Genomic DNA, 21,250 nt, shown 5'->3' on the forward strand with positions numbered 1-21,250 from the left:
GCCGGGTCGGCCCCGCCCCGGTCGGGGCGGGGCTCGCCGTCAGGCCGGTCCGGGCGCCGACGCCGCGGCCGACGGGGCTTGGGCCGCCTGCTTGGGCTTCCCGTCGATGCCCGCCTCGGCGCGCTGCTGGCCGGTGATCGGGGTGGGCGCTCCGGTCAGCGGGTCGTACCCGCCGCCGGTCTTCGGGAAGGCGATGACCTCGCGGATCGAGTCCGCGCCGGTGAGCAGCATGCACACCCGGTCCCAGCCGAAGGCGATGCCGCCGTGCGGCGGCGGGCCGAACGTGAACGCCTCCAGCAGGAAGCCGAACTTGTCGGCCGCCTCCTGCGGGCTGATGCCGAGCAGGTCGAAGACGCGCTTCTGGACGTCCCCGCGGTGGATACGGATCGAGCCGCCGCCGATCTCGTTGCCGTTGCAGACGATGTCGTACGCGTAGGCCAGCGCCTGGTCCGGCGCCGTCTCGAAGCGGTCCGCCCACTCGGCGGTCGGCGAGGTGAACGGGTGGTGCACCGCCGTCCAGCCGTCGCCCTGGGCGCCCACGCCCTCGACCTTCTCGAACATCGGCGCGTCGGTCACCCAGCAGAACATCCACGCGTCGGGGTCGATCAGCTTCGTCCGCCGCCCGATCTCCAGCCGGGCCGCGCCGAGCAGCTCCTGCGCCGTCCGCCGCTCCTCGTCGGCCGCGAAGAAGATCGCGTCGCCCGGCTTGGCGCCGGCCGCGTCGGCCAGGCCGGCCAGGTGCTCCGCGGACAGGTTCTTCGCCACCGGGCCGCGCGCCTCGCCGGTCTCGGCGTCGAGGACCACGTAGGCCAGGCCGCGGGCGCCGCGGGCCTTGGCCCAGTCCTGCCAGCCGTCCAGCTCCTTGCGGCTCTGGGCCGCGCCGCCGGGCATGACCACGGCGCCGACGTACCCGCCGGACTCGATCGCCCCGGCGAACACCCGAAACGTGGTGCCGCGCAGGTAGTCGGTGAGGTCGACCAGTTCGCAGCCGAAGCGCAGGTCGGGCTTGTCGGAGCCGTACCGCTCCAGCGCCTCGTGCCAGGTGATCCGCGGCAGCGGCGACGGAATCTCGTGCCCGGCCAGGTCGCGCCACAGCGCGCCGACGATCTCCTCGCCGAGGGCCATCACGTCGTCCTCGCCGACGAACGACATCTCGACGTCGAGCTGGGTGAACTCGGGCTGCCGGTCGGCGCGGGAGTCCTCGTCGCGGTAGCAGCGGGCGAGCTGGTAGTACCGCTCCATCCCGCCGACCATCAGGAGCTGCTTGAAAAGCTGCGGCGACTGCGGCAGCGCGTACCAGGTGCCGGGCTGCAGCCGGACGGGGACCAGGAAGTCCCGCGCGCCCTCGGGCGTCGAGCGGGTCAGCGTCGGGGTCTCGATCTCCACGAAGTCGTGCGCGTGCAGGACCCGGCGGGCGATCTGGTTGGCCTGCGAGCGCAGGCGCAGCGCCGCCGCGGGGCCGGCGCGCCGCAGGTCCAGGTAGCGGTAGCGGAGCCGGATGTCGTCGCCGGCCTCGACGTGGTCGTCGACCGGCAGCGGCAGCGGCGCGGACTCCGACAGGACGGTCAGCGAGGCGGCGATCACCTCGATCTGGCCGGTCGGCAGCTCCGGGTTGTCGTTGCCCTCGGGGCGGCGCCGGACCTCGCCGGTCACGGCGACGCAGAACTCGTTGCGCAGCGCGTGCGCGGCCGGGACCTCCTCCCGGAACACCACCTGGGCGACGCCGGAGCCGTCCCGGAGATCGACGAAGATCACGCCGCCGTGGTCGCGGCGGCGGGCGACCCAGCCGGCGAGGGTGACGGTGGCGCCCGCGTCGGCGGCCCGCAGGCTCCCGGCGTCACGGCTTCTGATCACGGCGTTCTCCTTCGGTCGGTCTGCCGCCATTGTGTCAGTGCCGCCGAACGATTTTCGCCCGGCTCCGGGATCCGGCGGGGACGGCCGAGGGCCCCGGTCCGACCGCGGTAGCGGCCGGGCCCGGGGCCCTCGTGGAGCGCGACGTGCGGGTCAGGAGCCGACGTACATCAGCTTGTTGACCGTGTTGTTCGGGTTGCTGATCACGTTCGGCGTCGACTTGGCGATCATCGCCTCGGCGATCTGGGCCGGCGTGGCGGTGGGGTTGGCCTCCAGGAACAGGGCCGCGGCACCCGCGACGTGCGGCGAGGCCATCGACGTACCGCTGATGGTCTTGGTGGCGGTGTCGCTGTCCTTCCACGCGCTCGGGATGTCGACGCCCGGTCCCCAGATGTCGACGCACTTGCCCCAGTTGGTGAACGAGGCGCGCGCGTCGGTCTTCTGGCTGGCCGCGACCGTGATCGCCTCCGGGGTGCGGGCCGGCGAGGTGTTGCAGGCGTCCTTGTTGTCGTTGCCGGCGGCCAGGACGAAGACGACGCCCGCGGCGATACCGCGCCGCACCGCGTCGTCGGTGGCCTGGTTGGCGCCGCCGCCGAGGCTCATGTTGGCCACGGCGGGCTTGACGGCGTTCTTGGCCACCCAGTCGATGCCGGCGACGACGCCGCTGTTGGAGCCGCTGCCGTTGCAGTCCAGCACCCGCACGGCGAAGACCTTCGCCTTGGGGGCGATGCCGTAGGTGGTACCGGCGGTCGAGCCGCCGACGTGGGTGCCGTGGCCGTGGCAGTCGTCGGCCTTGCCGCCGCTGGTCACCGCGTCGAAGCCGGGGACCGCGCGGCCGCCGAAGTCCTTGTGGGACTGGCGGACGCCGGTGTCGACGATGTAGGCGTTGACGCCCTCGCCCTGGCCCATCGGCGAGTAGTTGCCGTCGAGCGGCAGCTTGCGCTGGTCGCTGCGGTCCAGGCCCCAGGCGGTGGCGAGCCGGCCCGGCTTGTAGTCGAGGCGGACCGTCTGGTCCTGCTCGACGTAGGCGACGGCCGGGTCGGCGGCGAGCCGGGCGGCCTCGGCGGCGTCGCCGACGAACTGGAAGCCGGACACCGCGGTGTAGGTGCGGACGACCTGGCCGTCGTGCGCGCCGGCGAGCCGGTGGGCGGTCGCGTCGACCGCGCCGCGGGTGACGGCGTCGTCCTTGAACTTCACGATGTAGCTGCCGGGGATCGCGGTGGGGCTGTCGGCGGCCAGTACGCGGCCGACGGCCTCCTCACCGGCGGACGCGGTGCCGGCGCCGGCGAGGGTGGCCGCGGCGACGGCAGCGGCGGCCACGACGGATCCGGCGATCCGGCGGGTGGTGGAACGGGTGGTGTGCCCCATGGGTAATGCCTCCTGACGGGCGGTGGGTGAGCCCGGTATCGCGGGCACGGCGTGCCCCCATGCACGGCCGCAGGGAAATACGGCAGCGATGTCGATCGATACCCGAGAACTTATGTGCAGGAGGTCATCTCATGACAGCCTTGAACTTTCACACTGTGAATGCTATCGCTTGCCGTCAATGTGTGAAGTTCAGGACGTGAAGTCGCCCGCGTTCACGGCGCGAGGACCTCGGGCCGCAGGTCGGCGGCCGGCGGCTGCCAGGTGGCGGCGTCGGCGGCGTCCTGCGCACCGGAGCGGATGTCCTTGACGGTGTCCGGCTCCCCGTCGGCGCCCGGGAACCACACGAACGGGATGCCGCGCCGCTGCGCGAACCGGATCTGCCGGCCGAACTTCGCCGCCGACGGGGCGACCTCCGTGGCGATCCCCCGCCCCCGCAGCGCCGCCGCGGTCCGCTGGCAGGCCCCCCGCGCGCCCTCGTCCGCCAGCGCCACGAGCACCGCCGTCGGCACCTCCCGGCTGGCCGTCAGCGCGCCCGCGCCGAACAGCAGCCCGAGCATCCGGGTGACCCCGATCGACAGCCCCACCCCCGGGTACCGGTCCGCGCCGGCCGAGGCCAGGTTGTCGTACCGCCCCCCCGAACAGATCGAGCCGAACCGCTCGTACCCCCGCAACTGCGTCTCGTACACCGTGCCCGTGTAGTAGTCGAGCCCTCGGGCGATCTTCAGCTCCGCCCGGCACAGGCCCGGCGCGTGCGCCGCGGCGGCCTCCATGACCTGCGCCAGCTCGGCCAGCCCCTCGTCCAGCAGCGGGTCGACGACGCGCAGCGCCCGGACCCGGTCCACGAAGGACCCGTCCGCGGACGAGATCTCCGCGAGCGCCAGGCAGGCGCGCGCCTGCGCGTCGGTGGCCCCGGCGGTCGCGGTCAGCAGCCCGGCCACCTTCGCCGGCCCGATCTTGTCGAGCTTGTCCACGGCGCGCAGCGCCGCCTCGGTGTCGGTCAGCCCGAGGCCCCGGTAGAACCCCTCGCAGACCTTGCGGTTGTTCACCTGGATGACCACCGGCAGCGTGCCGGCCTCCTGACCCAGCGGCAGGCCGCCCAGGGCGTCGCCGATCACCAGCGGCAGCTCCACCTCGTAGTGGAACGGCAGCGCGTCGCGGTCGACCACGTCGATGTCGGCCTGGAGGAACTCCCGGTACCGGCCCTCCTGCGGCCGCTCGCCCCGCCACACCTTCTGGATCTGGTACCGGCGGAAGGGGAAGTGCAGCCGGCCGGCGTTCTCCAGCACGAACCGCGCGAAGGGCACCGTCAGGTCGAAGTGCAGCCCCAGCCCGGCGTCGGCCCCCTGCGCCACCTCCTGGAGGCGGCGCAGCACGTACACCTCCTTGGAGGTCTCGCCCTTGCGCAGGAGCTGGTCCATCGGCTCGACCGCCCGCGTCTCCAGCGACGCGAAGCCGTACAGCTCGAAGGTCCGGCGCAGCCGGTCCAGCACGTGCAGCTCGACGGCGCGCTGCCGGGGCAGCCACTCGGGGAAACCGGACAGCGGTGTGGGCCTGCTCATGTCACCAGCCTCGCTCGGGGGCCGCCAGGCCGGCCGCGTCGGCGGCGACCTCGCGCAGGTACGGGTTGGCGCGGCGCTCGCGCCCGATCGTCGTGGACGGCCCGTGGCCGGGCAGCACCACCGTGTCGTCGGCCATCGGCAGGACCTTGTCCCGCAGGCTGGCCAGCATCCGGGGCATACTGCCGCCGGGCAGGTCGGTGCGGCCGATCGAGCCGGCGAACAGCACGTCACCGCTCAGGCACACCTGGTCGGCGTCGAACGCGCCGCCGGCCGGCAGCCGGAACAGCACCGACCCGCCGGTGTGCCCCGGCGCGTGGTCGATGGTGATCTCCAGTCCGGCGATGGTCAGGGTGACTCCGTCGGTCAGCTCGCGCACGTCGTCGGGCTCGGTGTAGGGCAGGCGGCCGCCGAACAGCGCCGTCAGGTCGGCAGACAGCCCCTTGGCCGGGTCGGCCAGCAACTCGCGGTCCGCGGGGTGGGCGTACGCCGGGATGCCGCGGGCGCCGCACACAGGCGCGACGGAGAAGGTGTGGTCCAGGTGGCCGTGGGTCAGCAGGACCGCCGCCGGGTGCAGCCGGTGCCGCGCGAGCGCCTCGTCCAGCCGGTCCAGCACCCCGATCCCGGGGTCGACGATCACGCACTGCTCCCCCGGGGCCGGGGCCACCACGTAGCAGTTGGTGCCGAACGCCTCGGCCGGGAAGCCGTCGACCAACACTGATTTCCTCCAAGGGCCGGGGCGCGCGCGGGAGCCGGCTGCCGGAGCGCGCCGCAGCGACCGATCATACGGGGCACACCGGGCGCCGGTGCCCTCCACGCACCGGCGCACGCCGCCGGCGACCGCCGCAAACCCGGCGCCTCGGTACCACCGCGGCCAGGTCGAACCCGTACACTCTGGCGAACGTGTGGCGCGGCCCACGTCACCGGCCGTGACGGTCGGTGGAGGCGGGGCACCACCCGGGCGCCGCGGGCGGGCCGGGGCGGACGGAGGAGGGAGCGCACATGGCTTCCCGCAACGAGCGGCAGCGGGCACTCGACCGCGCCAAGTACGACCGGCAGCTCGCCCGGCGGGCGGCCCGGGCGCGGCGGCGCCGGCAGTGGATCGCCGGCGCGGGCACCGCCCTCGCGGTCCTGCTGATCGTCGCGGGCACCGTCTACTTCTTCCGCGGCGACGACGACGGGCGGCCCACCGGGGCCGGCGCGTGCGGCTGGAGCCGGCTCGACCCGGCCGCCAACCCCCGCCTCAAGGACGTGGGCACCCCGCCGCGCGAGGGCAACCCGACGGCCGGCACCACCCCGATGAGCATCAACACCAACGTCGGCCAGATCGGCGTCACCCTGGAGCAGGGCACCGCCCCCTGCGGCATCGCCAGCCTGCGCCACCTGTCCGCCAAGGGCTTCTACGCGGGCACCGCCTGCCACGAGCTGACCGGCGACTACCTGCGCTGCGGCGACCCGTCGGGCACCGGCGAGGGCGGCCCGACCTACGGCCTCCTCGGCGAGAATCTGCCGGCCGCCGCCAGCGGCACCCCCGGCCCCGGTACCCCGGCGCAGTACCTGCGCGGTACCGTCGCCCTGTTCCGCACCGGCCCCGGCACCTACGGCAGCCAGTTCGTGATCGTCCACAAGGACATCCGGACCAGCGACCCGACCCTGTCGCCGGTCGGCTACGTCAGCACCAACATGGGCCTGGTCGACAAGATCGTCCGAGCGGGGACGGTGGCCGACGCCGCAGGCGCCAAGACCAAGCCGGCCTCGCCGGTGACCATCGACACGCTGAAGGTCGACGACCGGGTGATCCTGCCGGGGGACGGGGCGCCGGCAACCGGGGCACCCGCCCCGTCGGCCGCCGGCCGGTGAGCGGCCGGGCGGGCAGCAGCAGCACACGCCGTAAGGAGCGAGGGTGAACGCGACGAACCAGCCGGAGCGGGCCGCGGCGCGGGCGCGCCTGGAGAAGGACATGGCGGACCGCCGCGCGGCCGCCCGCAGGCGCCGCAGGACCCAGTCCTGGGTGGCCGGCGGCGCGGCGATCGCCGCCGTCGTCGGTGGCACGGCCTGGGTGATCTACAAGGTCACCTACGTCCCGCCGCCGCCGACGTCGAAGGCGTGCACCTGGCTGGACGCCGAGCCCGGCGCGCCCGGCACGGTCAAGGACGTGGGCAAGCCCCCGGCGACCGTGTCGATGGTGGGGTCGAAGACCGTCACGTTCAGCACGAACTTCGGCGACATCAGGGCCGTGATGGACCTGACCAAGTCGCCCTGCACCGCGGCCAGCCTGGCCTACCTGGCGGAGAAGGGCTTCTTCACCGGCACCAAGTGCCACCGGATGATCCCGGCCGTCCTCCAGTGCGGCGACCCGGGCGCCAAGGGCAAGGGGTACCGGCAGACCGACGGCCAGGGCGGGCCGAGCTACCGGTTCGACACCGAGTACCTGCCGACGAGCGCGGCGGAGCCGTACCCGGCCGGCACGCTGGCGATGGCCCGGCGCTCGGACTCCACCCAGACCAACGGCAGCCAGTTCTTCTTCACGTACGAGAACTTCAAGCTCCCGCCGGAGTACACGGTGTTCGGCCAGCTCGACCCGGCCAGCATCGAGGTCGTGAAGAAGGCGACCAAGGCCGGCGACGACAAAGCCTATGAAAAAATTGGCCAGTCTGGCGGTCATCCAAAAGCTGAAATTGTCTTCCAAAGTGTGATAGTGAAGTGATCTCAATACGGATTCGGTAGGTACCGGTATTCGAAGTGTGTGAGGTGGAGGGCGGGGCGGGCGATGTCGCCGAGGTTTCGTGGGATGCTGGTGGTGTGTTTGAGGGTGCGTCAGCGGCCGGTGAGGGTGGCGAATCCGCGTTCGCCTTGGGCGCGTAACGTTCGTAGACAGCGGTTGTAGGCGCGGTTGTCGGGGGCGAGTTTCTTGCCGTCGGTGGGCTGCTTGTGTGGGGTGTGTATGCCCTGGCCAGCGCCTTGGTAGCCGATGTCGGCCAGCGTCGGAAGGTCCAGTTGGGAGGCGGCCCAGTAGAGGGCGCCGGTGACGTCTAGCTGGTGGGCGCAGGTGATGTCGTGTAGGTGGCCGGGCATGACGTCGGAGGTCCAGATCGGTAGTCCGTCGGGGCGCATGACGGCTTGGAGGTTCCCGCCGAAGTGGCGGTGCTTGCCCGAGTACCAGGCGTCGCTCCTTGCCTCTGACGCTGACGGTGGTCTCGCTGAGCCGGTCTGTGTCGAAGACCTTCCCGTCCAGGATCACGTGTGACCAGCCGTCGGCGGCTACCCGCGCCAGGGCATCGCATAAGTTGGGAGCCTGGGCGGCCAAGACCTCGACCGCTTCGGCCACGTACCGGTAGGCGGTGGCCCGCGACACCCCGAACCCTGTCCCGAGGGTGCTCTTGTCTTCGCCCTTACGGAACCACACCGGCACGAGAAGCGCCTGGTAGAAGCAGGTCAGCTTCCGTGTCCCCCGCCGGGTACCGACCGTGCGACGGCAGGAGCGTAGGAGCCACGCCACATGCCGCACGAGTTCCCTGGGCACGTCCAGCATGGCACGATAGGCAATCACGTGGGACCCTTCCGATGACCGGTTTCTGTCCCAAGAACCTGTCTATCGAGGGCCCCACGCCCTCCACCAGCACCGTCCGGTATAGACGTGATGCCCGTGTCGTTCCCAGCTACGATGCGCCCCTTGTTGAGATCACCTCAGTGAGCTAACGGAAACGTAGTCCTGTGGGGACGTCGTGCAGATATTTGAACGGCGTCCCCACAACAAGCTCGCCTAGATTCTTACCGCGTTTTTTGCTATTAAGGGTTCAGCTTGATGGCAGTCTAGCCATTCAAGCAAATTTGCCCATACTACGAAAATAAAGGAATGATCTGGCCCTAACTCCGAACTATCGGGCAAATTATCCAACAGGTCACTCACATCGAGCGTCCACAGCCAACGCTCTAATTGAGGCTCTTCCAAGAACTCTAAGACTATTCGAATTAGACAGTGGTCCACTCCGACCTCTGCGGTAAGGTCGACAATTCGAACCCTTCTTTTACCCACAGCAACTCGTGAATTAAAATCTTGGAGTTGCAAATCGAGTTCTCTTCGAAGGGGCTTGACTAAGAAATCAGACACCTTTCTGCTCCCGAATTAAATTTGCCAGTTACATGATAGGCTGTAATAACACCCTGAGGCTTGATGCCGTTACCATTATGGGCACCATAGTTAAAGATTACTTTGAAAATGTCTTTAGGCGGACAAGTTCCGTCTTTCAGAATGAACCCGTGGCCTGCACGCCACTCTCCGCTTGCCGTGGTCTGCACCATCATTCTCTCAAAGTCGCTGTTCCAGCGCCCTTTCTTAACAATGTGCCGGAAACCCCAACTGTCACTACCACAGCGCATTGGCAAATCTTCGACTCCCCGCTTGAAAAGCCGGATTACATGTTCGGCACCTTTCCCGTTGCAACTTAGCAACAGTTCATCTAGCGATTTTGCCTCGAAACTAGGCCGAATCGATGCCGATAACGCAAAGGTACGATCAAATTGATTTTGATTGTTGTTTGTTTTTGCAGCAGCAGGCTCACTGATCAAAAGGATGCTCAGAAGAGCAACTGGGATACTTCTCTTGATTGACTTGTGCATAAATATCCTCCGCGACGAGTGCACGAATTCGAACAACTCGCCACAGGTTAAGCGCGCCCACTTAACGATGGCAACCATGTTGTCAGGTTCTCGACACTTCTAAATACGATTTCGGCAGGTGCACGGACCGCAAGCTGAAGTCAGTGTCCAACTTTCGACGATGGATAGTCAGGCGCCGGAGGTCACCCGGTAGGCGTCGAAGACGCCGTCGACCTTGCGGACCGCGGCCAGCAGGTGGCCCAGGTGCTTAGGGTCGGCCATCTCGAAGCTGAACCGGCTCACCGCCACCCGGTCACGCGTCGTCGTCACCGTCGCGGACAGGATGTTGACCCGCTCCTCGCTCATCACGTTGGTGACGTCGGCTAGCAGCTTGTGCCGGTCCAGCGCCTCGACCTGTATCGCGACGAGGAACGTCGAGGCCGACGTCGGTTTCCACTCCACCTGGACCAGACGCTCGCTCTGTTCGCGCAGGTCCCCGGCGTTGGCGCAGCCCTCGCGGTGGACGCTGACGCCGCCGGAGCGGGTGACGAAGCCGAAGATCTGGTCGCCCGGCACGGGCGTGCAGCAGCGGGCGAGCTTGACCCACACGTCGCTGACGTCCTTCACCACCACGCCCGGGTCCTGGCCGGCGCCGCGGTGCCGCGGCGGGCGGGTCGGCATCGCCGTCTCGGCGATGTCCTCGACCGCCCCCTCCTCGCCGCCGTACCCGGCGACCAGGCGGGTCACCACCGCCTGCGCGGACACCTGGCTCTCCCCCACCGCGGCGTACAGCGACGCCACGTCGGACAGGTGCAGGTCGCGGGCGATGGCCATCAGCGAGTCGGGCGTCAGGAGCCGCTGCAGCGGCAGCCCCTGCTTGCGCATCGCCTTCGTGATCGACTCCTTGCCGATCTCGATGGCCTCCTCGCGCCGCTCCTTGTTGAAGTACTGGCGGATCTTGGTACGGGCGCGCGGGCTCTTGACGAAGCCGAGCCAGTCCTGCGACGGGCCGGCGGTCTCGGACTTGGACGTGAAGATCTCGATCACGTCGCCGTTGGACAGCGCCGACTCCAGCGGCACCAGCTTGCCGTTGACCCGGGCGCCGATGCACTTGTGCCCGACCTCGGTGTGCACCGCGTACGCGAAGTCCACCGGCGTCGAGCCGGTCGGCAGGGGGATGACGTCGCCCTTGGGCGTGAAGACGTAGACCTCCTGGCTGGACAGGTCGAAGCGCAGCGCGTCCAGGAACTCGCTGGGGTCGCTGGCCTCCCGCTGCCAGTCCAGGAGCTGGCGGAGCCAGGTCATCTCGTCGATGTGCGCGGGCGGGCCGACGACCGCCGCGTTCTTGATCTCCTTGTACTTCCAGTGCGCCGCGATGCCGTACTCGGCGGTGCGGTGCATGGCGTACGTGCGGATCTGCATCTCCACCGGCTTGCCGGTCGGGCCGATCACGGTGGTGTGCAGCGACTGGTACATGTTGAACTTCGGCATGGCGATGTAGTCCTTGAACCGGCCCGGGACGGGCTGCCAGTTCGCGTGGATCACGCCCAGGGCCGCGTAGCAGTCGCGGACGGTGTCGACCAGGATGCGGACGCCGACCAGGTCGTAGATGTCGGAGAACTCGCGGCCGCGGACGATCATCTTCTGGTAGATCGAGTACAGGTGCTTCGGCCGGCCGTTCACCTCGGCCTTGATCTTGGCACTGCGCAGGTCGAGGCCGACCTTCTTGGTCACCTGGCGCAGCAGGGCCTCGCGCTGCGGCTGATGCTCGCCGATCAGCCGGTTGATCTCCTCGTACCGCTTCGGGAACAGCGTGCCGAAGGACAGGTCCTCCAGCTCCCACTTGATCGTGTTCATGCCCAGCCGGTGGGCGAGCGGGGCGAGGATCTCCAGGGTCTCCTTGGCCTTCTGCTCCTGCTTGGGGCGGGGCAGGAAGGTCAGCGTCCGCATGTTGTGCAGCCGGTCGGCGAGCTTGATCACCAGGACGCGCGGGTCCTTGGCCATCGCCACGACCATCTTGCGGATGGTCTCGGCCTTCGCGGCGTCGCCGAGCTTGACCCGGTCCAGCTTCGTCACGCCGTCGACCAGGAGCGTGACCTCCTCGCCGAAGTCCTTGCGCATGTCGTCGAGCTTGTACGGGGTGTCCTCGATGGTGTCGTGCAGCAGCGCGGCGACCAGCGTGGTCGTGTCCATGCCCAGGTTGGCCAGAATCGTCGCCACGGCCAGCGGGTGGGTGATGTACGGGTCGCCGGACTTGCGGAACTGCCCGTCGTGCCAGCGCGCGGCGGCGTCGAAGGCGCGCTGCAGCAGCCGGGCGTCGGCCTTGGGGTGGGCGTTGCGGTGGACGGCGATCAGCGGTTCGAGGACCTCGCTGACCTGGGGCGACTGCCAGGGCGCGTTGAACCGCGCCAGCCTGGCGCGGACCCGCCGGCCGGTGGGCGCGCCGGAGAGCCCGAACGCGCCGGGCCCCTCGGCGGCGCCGTCGGCCGTGCCGGAGCCCGGGTCGGAGATGTCGGCGGCGGTCCCGGCGACGCCCGCGGCGCGCTGCTCCTCGCCCTGCGCCGGGTCGGCGCCCGGGGCGGGGAGGGTCGTCGCCGTCCCGGCGGGACCCGCCTCGTCGCCCGCCGGCTCGGCGGCGCCCCCGCCGCTCGTCCGCCCGCCAGCGGGGGTGACGGCCGGTGCCCCGGCGCCGGACGCGGACCGTCCCTCAGCGCCGGAGGCGGGCCGTCCCTCAAGGCCGGAGGCGGCCCGGCCGGCCGCGCCGTTCAGGGACGCGCCCCCGGGCGTACGCGGTCCGTCCGCGGGACCGGTGACCGTCGCGCCGTCCGCGGGACCGGTGACCGTGGCCCCGTCGACGGGACCGGTGACTGTGGCGCCGTCGGTCGCGGATCCGGTGACGGTGGCCCCGTCGGTCGCCGACGTGGTGACGGTGGCGCCGTCCGGGGGCGGAGCGGCGCCGGACGGACGCGACGGGGCGCCGTCGGCGTGCGCCGACCCGCGGGACGGGGGCGCGACGTCGCTGGACACCGGGGCTGCTCCTCACCACGCCTGCCCGCCGACGGCCGCCGACGCGCTGTGATCCCGACACCGAGGGCCAGAGCGTGCGGTACCGCCTGCGACGGCGCCGGCAGCCCGGGAAAACCCCGGAGCGGGCAGGAAGGCCATCCTACCCGGCGTTTCACCCCCGCGCGTCGCCCGCACGGCCGGTCTCCCGCGCCGCCAAACGATCAAGGGATTTCCCGCGGAATCCGTGTGGTCCCTGCGGGAAATCCCTTGCCGACGCCGGGGGCGTGCCGCGTCAGCGGCGCTTGCCGCCGCCCGGGCGCCGGTTCTTCGAGGCCGGGCGGGTACCCGGCTTCGGCGGGGCGGCCGGCGGCCCGGCCGGCGCCTCGGTGGCCGCCGACGCGGCGGTCTTCGCGGGGGTCCTGGCCCGGCGGGAGCCGGGGACCTCCTCGCCGCGGGCGATGGCCGCGCGGCGGCTCAGCACCCGCTGGGCGTGAGCCTTGATCCGCGGCTCCTGGGCCTTCAGCGCCACCAGGATCGGCGTGGCGAAGAAGATCGAGGAGATGACGGCGAACGCCATGCCGACGAACAGCACGAGGCTGAGGTCCTTCAGCGTGCCGGCCTTCATCAGCCCCGCGCCGATGAACAGCAGGCCGCCCACGGGCAGCAGCGCCACCAGGCCGGTGTTGATCGACCGCATCAGCGTCTGGTTGACCGCCAGGTTCGCCGCCTCGGCGTACGTCTGGGTGCCGCTGGCGGTGATCCCCCGGGTGTTCTCCTGGATCTTGTCGAACACCACGACGACGTCGTACAGCGCGAAGCCGAGGATCGTCAGGAAGCCAATGACGGTCGAGGGCGTCACCTCGAAGCCGGTCATCGAGTACACGCCCGCGGTGAGGATCAGGTCGAGGACGAGCGAGGCGATGGCCGCCACCGCCATCCGCCACTCGAACCGCAGCACCAGGTACACCGCGACGACCGCGATGAAGATGACCAGGCCGAGGACGGCGCTCTCGGTGACCTGCTCGCCCCAGGCGGGACTGACCGCGCTGGTGCTGACCTCGTCCGACGCCAGGCCGAACTTCGCCTCGATCTGCCTCTGGAGCTGGTTGGCCTCGTCCACCGAGAGCGCGGCGGTCTTCACCTGGTAGACGTCGCCGCCGACCTTCTGCGGCGTGGTGGTCACCGCGCCGTTGTCCTTGAACGCCTGCTCGACCTGCTCGATCGAGCCGGCCCGGGCGGGCACCGTGAACTGGTTGCCGCCCGCGAACTCGATGCCCAGGTGGAACCCCGAGAGCACGAAGCTGAGGATCGCCACGAGGATGGCGCCGCCGGCGATGCCGAACCACAGGTTGCGGCGGCCGACGATGTTCAGGCCGGCGTCGCCCTTGTAGAGGCGGGTTGCGATGCCGCTCATGTCAGGCCTCCTTCACCGCGTCGTCGCGCTGCAGGACGCGGCCCAGGCCGCTGACCCGCGGCGAGAGGAACGCCTTGGTACGCGCGAACATCGTCATGATTGGATGCCGGAACAGGAACACCACCACGAGGTCCAGGACGGTGGCCAGGCCCAGCGCGAACGCGAAGCCCTTCACCGTGCCGACGGACACGAGGTAGAGGACGACCGCCGCCATGATGGTGATGGCGTTGGCGGAGATGATCGTCCGGCGGGCGCGGGCCCAGGCGCGCGGCACGGCGCTGCGCGGCGAGCGGCCGTCCCGGATCTCGTCCTTCAACCGTTCGAAGTAGATGACGAACGAGTCCGCCGCGACGCCCAGCGACACGATGAACCCGGCGATGCCGGCCAGCGTCAGCGTGAACTGGATCTCCCGGCCGAGGACCACGAGCGCACCGAAGATGAGCAGCCCCGACAGCACGAGGCTGAGGAAGATCACGCCGCCGAGAAGGCGGTAGTAGAAGAACGAGTAGATGATGACCAGCAGCATTCCGATGCCCGCGGCCAGCAGGCCGGCCTTGAGGTGCTCGCTGCCCAGGGAGGCGGAGATGGTCTGCGCGTCCGGGACCTCGAAGGTGACCGGTAGCGCCCCGTAGCGGAGCTGACTCGCCAGCTCCCCCGCGCTCTCCGCGGTGAAGTTGCCGTCGATCTGGGACTGCTCCCCGAGCACGCCCTGAATCTCCGGCGCCGAAATGATCTTGTTATCGAGGACGACGGCGACCAGGCAGTGTCCGTCGTTGCCCAGGACCTGCTGCGGACACTTGGTCTCCTCGGGGCCGGAGTTGTTGTACGCCTCCGAGGTCAGCTTGCTCCACTTGTCGGCGCCCTCGTCGGTGAACTCGAGGCTGACGACCCGCTGGCCGGTCTGCGCAACCTGCGGACTGGCGGTCGCGACATCGCCGCCCAGGACCTTGGCGATGTCCAGCAGGTACTTCTGACTACCCTCACAGGCCACCGCCCGCACGTTCTCCCCGGAGATCGACCCCTGGCGGCGCTTGTCCAGCTTCTCGCAGGTCACCTGCGGCACGTTGAACTGAATCATGAACGGAAGGGCGCTGACCTCCTCCTCCGTCAGGCTGGCGAAGGGCTTGAGCGCCGCGTTCTTGCCGGTGTCGGGCGTCTTCAGCGCCTCGGCCGCGGCCCAGGCGGCCGGGCCGACCTTGCGCTTGGCGTCGGCGAGCAGCTCCGGCATCGGCTTCTGTCCCGGCCGGGCCGCCGCGGCCGACGGCGCAGCGGGCGCGGGGGACGCGGTACCGGGCGCGGCCGGGGCCGGGGCCGCGGCGCCGGGAGAGCTCGTGGCCTGGGGCCGCGCGGGCGGCGTCGTCGCCGGCTTCGGGGTGGCGCTCGCGCTGGCCGAGGGCGTCGGCACCGGGGTCGCCGAGGTGTCGTTGCCGTCGGTGACGTTGAGTACCTTGCGGAAGCGGAGTTGGGCCGCCTCGCCGATGTCGGCTCCGAGGTTCTGGCCCTTGCCCGCGCGGGAGATCACGATGTTGCGGTCGCCCTCGACGACGATCTCGGCCTCGGCGACGCCTCGGGCGTCGACACGCTGATGGATGATGTCGCGCGCCTCGGCCATCTGCTTCGCGTTCGGCGGCTGGCCGTTGGGCAGCGGCTGGGCCTCCAGGGTCAGGCGCTGGCCGCCGACCAGGTCGAGACCCAACCGCGGCGCGAACCTCTCCGCCCAGCCCATCCCGCTCGTGCCGACGAACATGACCATCACGTAGAGGAGGACGAGGAGCCCGCTGAGGACGGCCAACTGCCGCCCCGGGCGCATCTGCCCGTCTGAAGGTGGTGCCACGGCTAGCTATCTCCCATTGTCGTGGTCACGCGGGCGGATCACGAACACTCCCCCGGCGGACCTGCGGTGCGGCCGACGCGGGCGTCGGCGCGGTGGTGCCGGTGCCGCGCCGACCGCCCCGGCCGGGAGCGGCGCGGCACCGGGATCAGTCTGCCTGCTCCACGGCGGCGGCGGACGCGGTCTCGTCGGTCACCTTCGGCAGCACCTGCGCGATGGCAGGGCGCGCGAAGGTCACCCGGACGCCGGGCGCGATCTCGATGTCCACCGTGTCGCCCTCGATCGCGGCGACGGTCGCGTGCATCCCGCCGATGGTGACGACCCGGTCGCCGGCCGCCAGCTCGCTCTGCATCCGCTCGGCCTCGCGGCGGCGCCGCTGCTGCGGGCGGATCATCATGAAGTACATGGCGGCGAAGAGCAGGACGAGCAGGAGCAGGGGCAGGTAGCTGCCGCCGCCGCCGCTCTCGGGCGCTGCTGAGAGCACGATCATCGACCTTCCGGTGGGCCGCCGGGCGTGGGAGCACCGGCGGTCGCGCTGAACATGTCCAGGACGGACGGCGCGAAGTCTAGTCCGTGCGCCTGTGAAGACACGGACCCGCGCAGATCACGGTACGGTTACGGGCGGTCGCCCGGCTTGTCCGGCTCCGCGAAGAGCGCGTCCTGCGCCGGGCCGGGCGGGGTCCGGCCGAGATGGCGCCAGCCGGCCGCGGTCGCCACGCGGCCCCGGGGGGTGCGGGCGAGCAGGCCGGCCCGGACGAGGAACGGCTCGCACACCTCCTCGACCGTGTCCGGCTGCTCCCCCACGGCCACGGCCAGGGTCGACAGCCCGACCGGGCCGCCGCCGAAGGTGTCGACCAGGGCGCGCAGCACGGCGGTGTCCAGCCGGTCCAGGCCGGAGGTGTCGACGTCGTACACCCGCAGGGCCGCCTGCGCCGCCGCCCGGTGCACCACGCCGTCGCCGCGGACCTCGGCGAAGTCCCGGACCCGGCGCAGCAGCCGGTTGGCGATCCGCGGAGTGCCCCGGGAGCGGCCGGCGATCTCCGCCGCCCCGTCCTCGGTGGTCTCCACGCCGAGGATGCCCGCCGCCCGGCGGATCACCTGCTCCAGTTCGGGCGGGTCGTAGAAGTCGAGGTGGGCGACGAAGCCGAACCGGTCCCGCATCGGCCCGGTCAGCAGCCCGGCCCGGGTGGTGGCGCCGACCAGGGTGAAGGGCTCCAGGTCCAGCGGGATCGCGGTGGCGCCCGGGCCCTTGCCGACGATGACGTCGACCCGGAAGTCCTCCATGGCGCTGTAGAGCAGCTCCTCGGCCGGCTTGGCGATCCGGTGGATCTCGTCGATGAACAGCACGTCGCCGCGGTCGAGGCTGGTCAGTACGGCGGCCAGGTCGCCCGACCGCTCGATCGCCGGCCCGCTGGTGATCCGCAGCCCCCCGCCCAGCTCGGCGGCGACGATCATGGCCAGCGTGGTCTTGCCCAGACCGGGCGACCCGGACAGCAGGATGTGGTCCGGCGCCGTACCGCGCCGCAGCGCGCTGTGCAGCAGCAGCTCCAACTGTTCGCGCACCCGGTGCTGGCCCACGAACTCGGCCAGCCGCTGGGGACGGACACTGGCCTCGGCGTCGCGCTCCGCGTCGTCGTCGGCGTACGCCGACACCACGCCGTCGGCCGCCATCAGCGGGCCTTGCCGAGGAGGCGGATCGCGTGCCGCAGCAGCACCGGCACCGGCGGCGGCGTGCCGTCGACCGTCTCGGCGACCGCGGAGACCGCCGCGTCCGCCTGGGCGGCCGACCAGCCGAGCCCGACCAGCCCCTGGCGCACCTGGTCCTGCCACACCGCCGGCACGGCGGCGCCCGCGCCGTCGCCGCCCGCGGCGAGCCGCCCGACCTTGTCGCGCAGCTCCAGGATCAGCCGCTCCGCGCCCTTCTTGCCGATGCCCGGAACACGGGTCAGGGTGCCGACGTCGCCGTTGGCGAGCGCCGCCCGCACCGCCTCCGGGCTGTGGACCGCCAGTACGGCCTGGGCCAGCCGCGGGCCGACCCCGCTGGCGGTCTGGAGCAGCTCGAACAGCGCCTTGGCCGGCTCGTCGGCGAAGCCGAACAGGGTCAGCGAGTCCTCGCGCACCACGAGGCTGGTGGCCAGCGCCGCCTCGTCGCCCGGCCGCAGCCCGGCCAGCGTCGCCGGAGCACACTGGACGGCGAAGCCGATCCCCCCGACCTCGACCACGGCGTGGTCGGCACCGACGGCGGCCACCCGGCCGCGCACACTGGCGATCATCATCGTCCTCCGGGATGGCGGGCCGCGGCGGCGGCGACCTTGGCGCGGGTACCGCCGCGCCAGACGTGGCAGATGGCCAGGGCCAGGGCGTCGGCGGCGTCCGCCGGACGGGGCGGGGCGTCCAGCCGGAGCAGGCGGGTGACCATGGCGGTCACCTGCGCCTTGTCGGCCCGGCCGGAGCCGGTGACGGCGGCCTTGACCTCGCTGGGGGTGTAGGTCTCCACGGGCAGGCCGAGCCGGGCGCCGCTGAGTACGGCCACGGCGCTGGCCTGCGCGGTCCCCATGACGGTGCGGACGTTGTGCTGGCTGAACACCCGCTCGACCGCCACGGCGTCGGGGCGGTGGTCGGCGACGAGGCGCTCCAGCGCACGGTCCAGGTGGAGCAGCCGCAGCGGAAGCGGGTCGCCGGGGTCACTGTGCACGATGTAGTAGCCGACCAACTGGCACGGCCGGCCGGGAACGCCCTCGACGACCCCGACGCCGCACCGGGTCAGGCCGGGATCGATGCCCAGTACCCGCACCGCCGTCCACCTCCCCGCCCTCGCCGCACGTACACGTGTTCGACACCCTACCGGCTGCCCCGGCCGCCGCCGCGCACCTCACCCGCCGCGCCCGGCCCGCGGAAAAGGGGGCGCCGACCGGCCCGGCGGAGCCATAGGATCGCGGCCGTGGCGACTGACTTCACCGTCCGAACGCTGACAGCGGCGGACCTGCCCGCGGCGTGGCGGCTGGGCCGGGACGCGTTCGGCGGGCCCGCCGAGCCGCCGGCCCGCGCGCTGACCGTGCGCCCGGCGACGACCCAGTACGGGGCCTTCGACGGCGGCGGCGGGCTCGTGGGCCGGGCGATCGACCTGCACGACGGGCAGTGGTGGTCCGGCCGGCCGGTGCCCGCCGCCGACGTGGCCGGGGTCGCCGTGGCGCCGGCCTGGCGCGGCCGCGGGGTGGGCCGGGCGCTGCTGGCGGCGCTGCTCGCCGGGGCGCGCGGGCGCGGCGCCGCGGTGAGCGCGCTGTTCCCGACGGTGGCCGCGCCGTACCGGGCCGCCGGCTGGGAGGTGTGCGGGACTCGCCGCGAGTACCGGGTCGCCGCCAGCGCCCTGCCGTGGCACCGGCCCGGGGACGGGTTGACCGTCCACGACGGCGGCCCGGCCGACGAGGCGGAGGTACACGCGCTGTACACGCGGGTGGCGCGGCACCGGGCCGGGCCGCTGACCCGCGTCGGCGGGCGGTTCGCGCCGGCCGACGCGGCGGGCCCGGCCGACGTCGGCGGGCTGACGGTCGTGCGGCGGAGCGACGTGGTGGTGGCGTACGCGCGGTGGGAGCGCGGCAGCGGCTACGGCACCGACGGCGTGCTGGCGGTGGAGGACCTGGCCGCGGCCGAACCGGCGGCGGCGCGGGCCCTGGTCGGCGTGCTGGCCGGCTGGCAGAGCGTCACGCCCGTGCTGCGGCTGGCGCCGCTGGCGTACGACGCGCTGTCCCCGGTGCTGCCGTGGGAGGTGATGGCCGAGCACGAGGCGCAGCCGTGGATGCACCGGCCGGTGGACGTGGTCCGCGCGGTCGCGGCGCGTGGCTGGCCGGGGTACGCGCGCGGCGAGGCGACCTTCACCCTGGCCGACCCGGTCTGCCCGTGGAACACCGGTACGTGGCGGCTCCGCGTCGAGGGCGGCGACGGCGCGCTGACCCCGGCCTCACCGACGGAGGCGACGCCGGAGCTGACCGTGGGCGGCTTCGCCCAGCTCTACTGCGGGGTCGCCACCGGAGCGGGTCTGGTCGAGGCGGGGATGGCCGAAGCCGGCCCCGCCGAAGCAGAGCCGGTCGCAGCAGGGCCGGCCGAAACGGGTTCGGCGGGGGCGGGCATCGCGGGGTCTGGGGTCGCGGCGCTGGACCTGCTCGCGTGCGGCGGACCGGCCCAGCTCCCCGACTACTTCTGAGCCGTCACTCGTCGAGGGCGGCCATGATCTCGTCGCTGACGTCGAAGTTGGCGTACACGTTCTGCACGTCGTCGCAGTCGTCCAGGACGTCGATCAGCTTGAAGATCCTGCGGGCGCCGTCCTCGTCGAGCGGGATGGTGACGCTGGGCACCAGCGGCGACTCGGCGGAGTCGTACTCGATCTTTGCCTTCCGCAGCGCCTCGCGGACGCCGAGCAGGGCGCCCGGTTCGGAGACGACCTCGAAGACCTCGCCGAGGTCGTTGCACTCCTCGGCACCGGCGTCCAGGACCGCCAGCAGGACGTCGTCCTCGGTCAGGCCCTCCTTCGGCACGATCACGACGCCCTTGCGGGCGAACATGTAGGACACCGAGCCGGCGTCGGCGAACGAGCCGCCGTTGCGGGTCAGGGCGGTGCGGACCTCGGTCGCCGCGCGGTTGCGGTTGTCGGTCAGGCACTCGATCAGCAGCGCGACGCCGTTCGGGCCGTAGCCCTCATACATGATCGTCTGCCAGTCGGCGCCGCCGGCCTCCAGGCCCGAACCGCGCTTGACGGCGCGGTCGATGTTGTCGTTGGGGACCGAGGACTTCTTGGCCTTGGCGATCGCGTCGAACAGCGTCGGGTTGCCGGCCGGGTCGCCGCCGCCGGTGCGGGCCGCGACCTCGATGTTCTTGATCAGCCGGGCGAAGAGCTTGCCACGCTTGGCGTCGATCGCCGCCTTCTTGTGCTTCGTGGTCGCCCACTTTGAGTGCCCGGACATCCAGCCTCCGTCGTCTTAGGCCGCCGCCCGCACCATCTCCACGAACATCCGGTGGACGCGCAGGTCGCCCGTCAGCTCCGGGTGGAACGAGGTGGCGAGCAGTCGCTGCTGCCGAATCGCGACAATCCTACCGCTGGCGGCGGCGCCGTCGGCGGCGGCCGCATCGACGCCGCCCGTGGCCGTGCCGGGGGCGACCCGGCCGAGGACCTCGACGCCGGCGCCGACGGACTCGACCCACGGGGCGCGGATGAACACCGCGCGCACCGGCCCGCCCTCGACGCCGGCCAGGTCGACGGGCGCCTCGAACGAGTCGACCTGGCGGCCGAACGCGTTGCGGCGCACGACCATGTCGATGCCGTCGAAGCCGCGCTGGTCGGGCCGCCCGTCCAGGACGGTGCGGGCCAACATGATCATCCCGGCGCAGGAGCCGTAGGCGGGCAGGCCGTCGGCGATCCGGGCGGCGATGAGGTCGCGGACGCCGAACGTGTCCACCAGCTTGCTCATCGTCGTGGACTCGCCGCCGGGCAGGACCAGGCCGTCGACCGAGGCGATCTCCTCCCGGCGGCGGACCGGCCGGGCGATCACGTCGCACTCGGCCAGCGCCGCCAGGTGTTCCCGGACGTCGCCCTGCAGCGCGAGCACCCCGACGGTCGGATCAGCGTTCATG

Annotated in this window: 17 protein-coding genes and 2 pseudogenes; 3 read left to right on the top strand and 16 right to left on the bottom strand. The window is 71.7% G+C overall.

Going from position 1 to position 21,250, the window contains the following annotated elements:
• Window positions 1-39: 39 nt before the first annotated feature.
• From aspS to IEY75_RS08690, 4 genes are all read right to left on the bottom strand, one after another.
• Window positions 40-1,854, bottom strand: a complete 1,815-nt coding sequence (gene aspS, locus IEY75_RS08675) for an aspartate--tRNA ligase (RefSeq protein ID WP_189113727.1) — start codon at window positions 1,852-1,854, stop codon at window positions 40-42.
• Window positions 1,855-2,004: 150 nt separating this feature from the next.
• Entirely contained in the window at window positions 2,005-3,219 is a 1,215-nt protein-coding gene (locus tag IEY75_RS08680; protein ID WP_189113728.1) for a S8 family peptidase, read from the bottom strand.
• 212 nt (window positions 3,220-3,431) lie between these two features.
• Complete coding sequence (gene hisS / locus IEY75_RS08685; protein ID WP_189113729.1) at window positions 3,432-4,778, bottom strand: histidine--tRNA ligase; 1,347 nt, start codon at window positions 4,776-4,778, stop codon at window positions 3,432-3,434.
• Window position 4,779: 1 nt separating this feature from the next.
• Entirely contained in the window at window positions 4,780-5,493 is a 714-nt protein-coding gene (locus IEY75_RS08690) for an MBL fold metallo-hydrolase (RefSeq protein ID WP_189113730.1), read from the bottom strand.
• A gap of 284 nt (window positions 5,494-5,777) precedes the next feature.
• Here IEY75_RS08690 and IEY75_RS08695 point away from each other — a divergent pair, with 284 nt between their 5' ends.
• Both IEY75_RS08695 and IEY75_RS08700 read left to right on the top strand, forming a co-directional pair.
• On the top strand, window positions 5,778-6,635 hold the full coding sequence (locus IEY75_RS08695) for a peptidylprolyl isomerase (RefSeq protein ID WP_189113731.1): 858 nt from the start codon (window positions 5,778-5,780) through the stop codon (window positions 6,633-6,635).
• A 43-nt stretch (window positions 6,636-6,678) separates the two neighbouring features.
• The gene (locus IEY75_RS08700) at window positions 6,679-7,482 is read left to right on the top strand and encodes a peptidylprolyl isomerase (protein ID WP_189113732.1); all 804 of its coding nucleotides are present in this window, start codon (window positions 6,679-6,681) and stop codon (window positions 7,480-7,482) included.
• 110 nt (window positions 7,483-7,592) lie between these two features.
• Here the strand turns inward: IEY75_RS08700 and IEY75_RS20850 are convergent.
• From IEY75_RS20850 to ruvC, 10 genes and pseudogenes are all read right to left on the bottom strand, one after another.
• Window positions 7,593-7,910, bottom strand: a pseudogene (locus tag IEY75_RS20850) (transposase family protein); the annotation flags it as partial.
• 217 nt (window positions 7,911-8,127) lie between these two features.
• Window positions 8,128-8,307, bottom strand: a pseudogene (locus IEY75_RS20855) (IS5/IS1182 family transposase); the annotation flags it as partial.
• 563 nt (window positions 8,308-8,870) lie between these two features.
• Window positions 8,871-9,395, bottom strand: coding sequence for a hypothetical protein (locus IEY75_RS08710; RefSeq protein ID WP_189113733.1), 525 nt, complete (start codon window positions 9,393-9,395; stop codon window positions 8,871-8,873).
• Between the two features lie 168 nt (window positions 9,396-9,563).
• Window positions 9,564-12,401 carry a RelA/SpoT family protein gene (locus IEY75_RS08715; RefSeq protein WP_373290237.1) on the bottom strand — a complete coding sequence of 946 codons (2,838 nt, stop codon included), beginning with the start codon at window positions 12,399-12,401 and terminating at the stop codon, window positions 9,564-9,566.
• Window positions 12,402-12,672: 271 nt separating this feature from the next.
• Window positions 12,673-13,794, bottom strand: coding sequence for a protein translocase subunit SecF (secF, locus tag IEY75_RS08720; RefSeq protein ID WP_189113734.1), 1,122 nt, complete (start codon window positions 13,792-13,794; stop codon window positions 12,673-12,675).
• Window position 13,795: 1 nt separating this feature from the next.
• Window positions 13,796-15,604 (bottom strand): protein translocase subunit SecD, encoded by a 1,809-nt coding sequence (gene secD, locus IEY75_RS08725; RefSeq protein WP_189113923.1) that lies wholly within the window; start codon window positions 15,602-15,604, stop codon window positions 13,796-13,798.
• Window positions 15,605-15,773: 169 nt separating this feature from the next.
• Window positions 15,774-16,115 (bottom strand): preprotein translocase subunit YajC, encoded by a 342-nt coding sequence (gene yajC / locus IEY75_RS08730; protein WP_189113735.1) that lies wholly within the window; start codon window positions 16,113-16,115, stop codon window positions 15,774-15,776.
• Between the two features lie 125 nt (window positions 16,116-16,240).
• Entirely contained in the window at window positions 16,241-17,296 is a 1,056-nt protein-coding gene (ruvB, locus tag IEY75_RS08735; protein ID WP_189113736.1) for a Holliday junction branch migration DNA helicase RuvB, read from the bottom strand.
• Complete coding sequence (gene ruvA / locus IEY75_RS08740; protein ID WP_189113924.1) at window positions 17,296-17,898, bottom strand: Holliday junction branch migration protein RuvA; 603 nt, start codon at window positions 17,896-17,898, stop codon at window positions 17,296-17,298. The genes ruvB and ruvA overlap by 1 nt, the downstream gene beginning before the upstream one ends.
• Window positions 17,898-18,419: a crossover junction endodeoxyribonuclease RuvC gene (ruvC, locus tag IEY75_RS08745; protein WP_189113737.1), complete on the bottom strand. Its 522-nt coding sequence runs from the start codon at window positions 18,417-18,419 to the stop codon at window positions 17,898-17,900. Before ruvC ends, ruvA begins: the two co-directional genes overlap by 1 nt.
• Before the next feature lie 147 nt (window positions 18,420-18,566).
• On the opposite strand from ruvC, the gene IEY75_RS08750 reads away from it, so the two are divergent.
• Complete coding sequence (locus IEY75_RS08750; protein WP_189113738.1) at window positions 18,567-19,826, top strand: GNAT family N-acetyltransferase; 1,260 nt, start codon at window positions 18,567-18,569, stop codon at window positions 19,824-19,826.
• 4 nt (window positions 19,827-19,830) lie between these two features.
• On the opposite strand, the gene IEY75_RS08755 is transcribed toward IEY75_RS08750, so the two are convergent.
• On the bottom strand, window positions 19,831-20,583 hold the full coding sequence (locus IEY75_RS08755) for a YebC/PmpR family DNA-binding transcriptional regulator (protein ID WP_189113739.1): 753 nt from the start codon (window positions 20,581-20,583) through the stop codon (window positions 19,831-19,833).
• Between the two features lie 15 nt (window positions 20,584-20,598).
• The gene (gene pdxT, locus IEY75_RS08760; protein ID WP_189113740.1) at window positions 20,599-21,249 is read right to left on the bottom strand and encodes a pyridoxal 5'-phosphate synthase glutaminase subunit PdxT; all 651 of its coding nucleotides are present in this window, start codon (window positions 21,247-21,249) and stop codon (window positions 20,599-20,601) included.
• Between the last annotated feature and the right edge of the window lies 1 nt (window position 21,250).

The sequence above is a fragment of the Pilimelia terevasa genome, assembly GCF_014647915.1.
Taxonomy (GTDB): domain Bacteria; phylum Actinomycetota; class Actinomycetes; order Mycobacteriales; family Micromonosporaceae; genus Pilimelia; species Pilimelia terevasa.